The 7,818-nt window shown below is 34.5% G+C and carries 5 protein-coding genes; 1 reads left to right on the top strand and 4 read right to left on the bottom strand.

Features of this window, described 5'->3' with window-relative positions:
* Window positions 1-38 precede the first annotated feature (38 nt).
* Window positions 39-2,546: a preprotein translocase subunit SecA gene (gene secA / locus RR539_RS09765; protein WP_332500379.1), complete on the bottom strand. Its 2,508-nt coding sequence runs from the start codon at window positions 2,544-2,546 to the stop codon at window positions 39-41.
* Between the two features lie 262 nt (window positions 2,547-2,808).
* Between secA and RR539_RS09760 the strand changes: the two genes are divergently transcribed.
* Entirely contained in the window at window positions 2,809-4,908 is a 2,100-nt protein-coding gene (locus tag RR539_RS09760; protein ID WP_332483785.1) for a methyl-accepting chemotaxis protein, read from the top strand.
* A gap of 77 nt (window positions 4,909-4,985) precedes the next feature.
* Here RR539_RS09760 and hpf read toward each other — a convergent pair whose 3' ends face one another.
* The 3 genes from hpf to RR539_RS09745 all read right to left on the bottom strand — a co-directional run.
* Window positions 4,986-5,513 carry a ribosome hibernation-promoting factor, HPF/YfiA family gene (gene hpf, locus RR539_RS09755; protein WP_332474565.1) on the bottom strand — a complete coding sequence of 176 codons (528 nt, stop codon included), beginning with the start codon at window positions 5,511-5,513 and terminating at the stop codon, window positions 4,986-4,988.
* Between the two features lie 746 nt (window positions 5,514-6,259).
* Entirely contained in the window at window positions 6,260-6,928 is a 669-nt protein-coding gene (locus RR539_RS09750; protein ID WP_332483784.1) for a ComF family protein, read from the bottom strand.
* The coding region (locus RR539_RS09745; protein WP_332483783.1) for a hypothetical protein at window positions 6,901-7,818 on the bottom strand (918 nt) is incomplete at its 5' end. The genes RR539_RS09745 and RR539_RS09750, both read right to left, overlap by 28 nt.

Genomic DNA, 7,818 nt, shown 5'->3' with positions numbered 1-7,818 from the left:
ATATAAAAAATAAAGGTAGCCATATGGCTACCTAGTTTTTATTGAAATCTACCGCAGCAGTTTTTGAATTTCTTCCCACTTCCACATGAGCATGCGTCGTTTCTTCCTGCCTTCTCAGCAACCTTTCTAGGCTCCTTCTTAGCAGGCTCACCACTTCCGTGGCTTGCTCCTGTTGGTTCTGCTACTCTTTCTCTCTCTATTTTCTTCTCAGCTTGAACTCTGTATAGGTATCTAACAGTGTCTTCCTTAATTGCGAAGATCATCTCTTCAAACATGTTCATACCTTCAAATCTATATTCAACAGCTGGGTCTTTTTGTCTATAAGCACGAAGTCCAATTCCTTGCTTTAGCTTATCCATAGCGTCAATATGATCCATCCACTTAGTATCAACTACACGTAGAAGTACAACTCTTTCAATTTCACGGATGTTCTCGCCAATTTCTTCTTCCTTAGCAGCGTATATCTCATCCATTTTGTCGTTAATAACAGTTGTAAGTTCGCTTCTTGAAAGCTTCTTAGCTTCTTCTACATCCATTAGTGAATCAATATAAGCTACGTCTGATAGGTACTTAATAAGTCCCTCGTAATCCCATTGGTCCTCATTTACGTTAGCTGGTAAATGTGCATCTACTGCAGCATCTACAACTCCTCTAATCATCTCAGTAATATGCTCCTTGAAGTTTTCTCCCTCAAGAACCTGTGATCTTTGTCCGTAAATGATTTGTCTTTGTTTGTTCATAACGTTGTCATATTGAAGCACGTTCTTTCTAACGTCAAAGTTATTACCTTCAACTCTTTTTTGTGCTTGTTCTATAGCATTACTTACCATCTTGCTTTCGATAGGTTCATCATCAGCAAGACCAAGCTTCTCTGTAACATCCTTAATTCTTTCTGAACCGAAAAGTCTCATCAGATCGTCTTCAAGTGAAATATAGAATCTACTAGCTCCCCTATCTCCCTGACGTCCTGAACGTCCTCTTAGCTGGTTGTCAATACGTCTTGATTCATGACGCTCAGTACCTATAATCATAAGTCCTCCAGCTGGTTCTGCACCTTCTCCAAGCTTAATGTCAGTACCACGTCCTGCCATGTTAGTTGCGATTGTAACCATGCCCTTTTCCCCTGCATGTGATATAATCTCTGCTTCCTTCTCATGGTGCTTAGCGTTAAGTACTTGGTGCTTAACTCCACGACGCTTAAGCATGCTTGATAGAAGTTCTGACTTCTCAATACTTATAGTACCAACAAGCATAGGCTGCCCTGTTTTGCTAATTTCAACTATATCATCAACAATAGCGTTAAACTTAGCCTTTTCTGTTTTGTATACAATATCTGCATAATCGTCTCTTTGAACCGGCTTGTTTGTTGGGATAACAACAACGTCAAGACCATAAATCTCTCTAAATTCTGCTTCTTCAGTTTGAGCAGTACCAGTCATACCTGAAATCTTGTTGTATATTCTAAAGTAGTTCTGGAATGTAATAGTTGCAAGTGTTTTAGATTCTCTTTCGATCTTAACACCTTCCTTAGCTTCAATAGCCTGGTGTAGTCCGTCACTATAACGTCTACCATCCATAAGTCTACCTGTAAACTCGTCAACTATAATAATTTCTCCATCACGTACAACATAATCAATATCTCTTTGCATTAGGTTATGAGCCTTAAGTGCTTGAATAACATGGTGCTGGATTTCCATATTTTCAGGGTCAGCATAGTTATCAAGTGAGAAGAACTTCTCAGCCTTCTCAACACCCTTATCAGTCATAAGGATACCTCTTTGCTTCTCATCAACAGTAAAGTCTTCTTCTCTTGTAAGAGTCTTAACAAAACCATCTGCATATGAGTATAAATGTGTAGACTTATCTCCCTCACCTGAAATAATAAGTGGAGTTCTCGCCTCATCTATAAGAATTGAGTCAACCTCATCAACTATAGCAAAGTTAAGTGGTCTTTGAACTCTTTCTTCCTTAAAGATAACCATGTTATCACGTAGGTAGTCGAATCCAAATTCATTGTTAGTTCCATATGTAATATCAGCATTGTATGCTGCTCTTCTTTCTGATGCATCAAGTCCATGGATAATAACTCCTGTAGTTAATCCTAGGAACTCATAAATCTGACCCATTTCCTCTGAGTCACGACGTGCAAGATAGTCGTTAACTGTAACAACGTGTACACCCTTACCTGATAGTGCATTAAGGTATGCAGCAGTAGTTGCAACAAGTGTTTTACCTTCCCCTGTTCTCATCTCAGCGATTCTACCCTGGTGAAGAACAATTCCACCTATAAGCTGTACATTGTAGTGTTTCATATTAAGTACTCTATATGCAGCTTCACGTACAACTGCAAATGCTTCAACTAATATATCATCAAGTGTTTCCCCATTTGCTAGTCTTTCTTTAAATTCGGCTGTCTTAGCCTTAAGCTCCTCATCAGTAAGAGCTTGCATGCTCTCATCAAGTGCTTCTATCTGATCAACGATTGGTTGTATTCTTTTTACTTCTTTGTCACTATATGATCCAAATAACTTACGGAAAAAATTCATATATACACCCTCTTTATACTTCAATAGTAATTTTTGTATTTGCAATACTAATTATTATAGCATTTACAAATTATATTATCAATAAACTATCTACAATTTAGGTTAATTACTATTATTCTACATTTTTATATATATATTTTATATTATTCAATTTAAAGTAAATATTTGTAGAATTTTCACATATAAACTTTATACTTATTAGTCGATTATCTTTAGGTAATAAAAAGATAAGATACAATTTTCAATCATCCAGGAGGTCACAATGAAGAATTTAGGGAAAAATAACTCCTTTAGCTCAATTGAAAAGCTTAAGGAAAAAAGAAGAAAGTCTCTTCCTTTTAGACTTACTTCTACATTAATAATCTCATTACTATGTATTTACACAGTAATAATATCCGCAACATATTTAATAACCAGCTTTACAGTTAAAGAGTCTGTAGAGCAGGAAGTTACCCTTGTTGCTAAGAAAAACGCAGCTGAAATTGAGAACATCTTAACTAGGGGAGATAAGATAGTTCAAAGTCTTGGAAAATATGTTGAATCAAATATCAACGGTGATAAGGCAAAGGTAGCAGAGTATATTAACTTCACTATTAAAGATATAGTAGAAAGTCAACCTGAGTTTTTTGCCTTAGGTGTTACTTTTGAACCATTTGTATTTGATCAAACTAAACAGGACTTTTCAATTTACGGTTACAATGATAAGGGCAAGGTAAATCTATGTGATCTTGGTAAGTATGATACATTCTCTAAAAAGGAATACTATGCACTTGCTAAGGAAACCAAAAAGGTTGTATGTTCAGAACCTTACATAGGGGCCCTACCAACAGACGAGAAGGTATGGATGATAACACTTAGTTATCCTATATTTGCAGGTGATAAATTTATAGGAGTTGTTTTAGTTGATGTTGATAGTAGATCATTTAATAAAATCAAAACAGACAATTCAAGATATAGTAGCTTATCTTCATTTATCCTAACTAAGGAATCTACATTTGTATACCATGGTCAAGATACAAAAATGCCTGGTAAAACACTTAAGGATGTAGGAAGTGAAGCTGACCTAACTACTGTTAGTAATAATATTAGAAACGGTATTCCATTTAATGTTAGCGATGTGTCATTTGCAACTAAGAATTCTACTAGAAACTTCTATATACCAATAAAAGCAGGTTCATCAGGTGATAACTGGTCTTCAGTTGTTACAATAGATAAGTTTGAAATGAACAAAAATGCAATTATTATAGGATTTATATTAGTTACTATTTGTATTGCTGGTGTTGCAACTATTATAGTAATCGCGAAAAAAGTTATACAAAATGGACTAGCACCTATTAATACTATGGTTAATGCTGCTAATAGTATATCAAGTGGTAACCTTAAAATAGATATGGAGGTTACATCTGAGGATGAAATTGGAGAACTTGCAGGTGCATTTATTAATACTTCTAATACTCTTCAGGATTATATAGGTGAAATTAGTCAGGTACTTAAAGAAATTTCACAGGGTAACCTTAATATTAATATTGAAAAAGACTATATTGGAGACTTTTCAGATATTAAGGTATCTATGCTTGAAATAACAGAATCCCTTAATTATGTAATGGGTAATATTAAAGAAGCTTCTATGCAGGTTGCAAGTGGTGCAAACCAAATGGCTGAAAGTTCACAGGAACTTGCCAATGGTGCATCAGAACAAGCTTGTACAGTTGAGGAGTTTATGAACTCACTACAAACTATTAATCAAAATGTTTCACATAGTTCATCTAAAACAAACGAAGCACTTGATTTCTCAAAAACAGCTAAGAATGAAGCACTTCAGGGAAGCACCCATATGGATGAAATGGTTGATTCAATGAAGGAAATTAACAAGGCCAGTGAAGCAATTGAGAAAATTGTTGATGTAATAGAATCTATTTCATCCCAGACTAACCTATTATCCCTTAACGCATCTATTGAGGCAGCAAGGGCTGGAGAGGCTGGACGTGGATTCTCAGTTGTTGCAGATGAGGTGCGTGTACTTGCACTTAGAAGTTCAGATGCGGTGCAGGAAATAACTTCATTAATAGCTAATAGTAAGTCAACAATAGAAAAGGGCTCTAGTGTAGCGCATCTTACATCAGAAACATTTAATGAAATAGTTAAATCATCTGAAAAAATGAGCGAAATACTTGAAAACATATCATTAATTAGTAGCGAACAAACAGCATCAATTAGTGAACTAACAAGTGGTGTTGAACAAATATCAAATGTAGTTGAGGAAAACTCTGCAGGTGCAGAGGAGAACTCTGCAATTAGCCAGGAACTATATGCACAGTCAACTAACCTAAGCAATCTAATTGAAAGATTTAAACTTAAATAAAAACCTTGTTTTTATGACAGGTTGTTAACTTTATCAACAACCTGAAAAGCCACCCTACTCGGGTGGCTTTTCTTATCTTAGAACTCTGGTTCGATTAAACCATAGTTTCCATCTTTTCTTTTATATACAACGTTAATATCGTTAGAATCTGCACTTCTAAATACAAAGAAGTTATGTCCAAGTAGGTCCATTTGAAGAACTGCTTCCTCTGCGTCCATAGGCTTTATGTCAAACTTCTTAGTTCTAACTATTCTTAATTCCTCTTCTTCATATTCATCCCTAGGAATATCTACAAATCTTAGACTTTGTGAATAGTCTCCTCTTCTTTCGATTTTGTTCTTATGTTTAATAATCTGTCTTTCAATCTTATCTACTACACTATCAATTGCTGTGTACATATCAGACTTAGCTTCCTCACCTCTATGGATAACTCCATTAGCAGGTATTGTAACTTCTATAACCTGTGAGTTTTTTTCAACAAATAAAGTTACCTTAGCCTCAACATCATCATTAAAGTACTTCTCTAACCTACTCATTTTCTTCTCTACTGAGTCTCTAAGAGCCTCTGTAATTTCAAGATTTCTTCCGATTATTTTAAATTTCATGGTATCTACCCCTTTCATAATGGTTTAGGGATTAAGTTATTGTTAAATACTTGTTAGTACTTAATTACATTCTAACTTTTATGATAACAAAATTCAAGCTAGTTAAATGTTAAACAGTTTAATTTTTCAGAAAATATTGCAAATTACATGACTAATGCTTAGTTTATATTAAAATATCTTCTATTTATGATTGTTGACAACTAAATATGATGTTATCCACAGTATTGATAAATCACTTGTGGATAATGTGTATAAAAGTGTGCATAACTTGATATTGTTGGTTTACAGCAAAATCAACCCATGTGGATTACTTGTAAATATCTGAATTTTGTACCCTAATCGACACCTTCATTCTACAAATTACTATGAAATTCTGATCAATTATTTTTCTAATAGACAGTAATCTTGAAAGTTTAGACAACAAATATTTTATCCACATATTCCTTGCCTTTAATCTGATATATAGTATATATATGTAGTGTATTTGCTATTATTCCAAAAAATAAATAAAGACAAGTATTAATTAGTTGACCTGGTTTTTGACCCCACACTCGCCTGCTGGAGGTTTTGCCTAAGGTGGTATGCCTCTCACTATTCCCTCTCTCGAAGATCTTGTCCCCGGCAGGTCTTACTTCTATACCGCACCATGCTCATTAGAACTTTTTCTAACTTACGTGGATCGTTTCGCCTGCGACTGGCATCGACTTTCAACCACAAACCTAATTAATACTCGTCTTATTAACTTTTTAAAATCTCTTAGTAGATGCAAGTGAAATAAGTGTTACATCTTCACAATCAAGTTCCCTTGATGCAAAGTGCGCTGTAGCACCTGTTGTAACTAAATCATCTATTAAGATAATGCGTTTTCCTTTGTAGCTTAAATCAGCCTTAAAGGAACCTCTAACATTATACCACCTTTCACTACCTGATAACAATACTTGTGATCCAGTATTAGTGATTTTTTGTAGGGACTTATGGACATCTATTCTAGTAATACCTCCTACAACATCTGCAATAAGATTAATATGGTTGTATCCACGTGTTTTAATCTTATCCTCATGGCTAGGTATAGGAATAATAAAATCTGCATTTATATTGTTCTCCTCAATAAATTCTGCAATAACTCTTCCTAAAATAGCAGCGTGTTCTACCTCTCCCTTATACTTAAGTGAATAAATCATATCACGTATCTTATCCTCAAAACTAAATATAGCATAAACATTCTTAAGGTCTACCCCCTTATAATTAAGCCTTGGTTCATCTAAGTAAGGTAGAAACCCTTTGCATGTTCTGCAAAAAGGATAAGGGGTATCTACATTGCCACCGCAAATATAGCATACCCCCTGATCTTCAAATAATACCTCTAGTAGTGAAGAAAACCAATATTTTAATCTCTTATATATCCATTTTCCCATGCTACCTTATTTATACTCCTAATTATTGATTTGGCTCTATTCATATTTTCCTCTTCCGAATTAGCAATAAATAAAGCCTCTCTAAATGTGTTCATAGTATGGTTGTTCGCCATATTACACATATAAACTAGTACGTCATCACTATACTTGTCTGAATCACTATACATAACAATTACATTAATATTGTAAACAGACTCTAAACAATCTAAATAATTAGAGCTTATTAAAATATCCTTATTAGAATTTATAAATTCGAAATAATCTTCCCTACTCTTATCACTTGATATTCCAACACTTGTACTAACTCCCTCAACCTTAGTTAAGTAGTTTTTAAGCTGGATTGAAATCCTATTAGATGGGGTAAATATAATTACCTTTGAACCTTCTCTAAGTGACCACTTAACAAGGTCTAAGCTTATATCAGGTAAATACACGGTTCTCTCATCAATATACCTAGAAATAATAAACTTAGGCTCTGGTATAGGATTCTTAATATTCATAGGTGGAATAGGAATCTCTTCACTACTTCCCTTAAGTAGATTCTCCTTGTACTTAAGAGGAACTATACTTATATTAATAAATTTCCCCTTAGGCTTAAGTGCCCTATTACATATAGAGAAAATATTCTTGTATGGTCTATTAACTACAGAAACCCTATCATCTAGTACAACTAACTCAAAGTCATCCTTAAATGCTGGCATATTAGTGTAGCAGCACACAAGTACATTAGCATCCGAAAACGATGTAACCCCGTCAAATAACACTACACCTGCACCATCTAGAACCTTATCTAAACACCCCTTAACAGTGTCTACACAAAGAGGTGATGTAATGTATAACACCCGTCCAGAAGACTTAAGGCAGTTATATATAGCCCCATATGCAAATCC

Source organism: Clostridium sp. (assembly GCF_036639235.1).
Classification (GTDB): domain Bacteria; phylum Bacillota; class Clostridia; order Clostridiales; family Caloramatoraceae; genus Clostridium_AB.
Note: the sequence above shows the minus strand (reverse complement) of the source record. Positions and strands in the feature narration are given on the sequence as shown.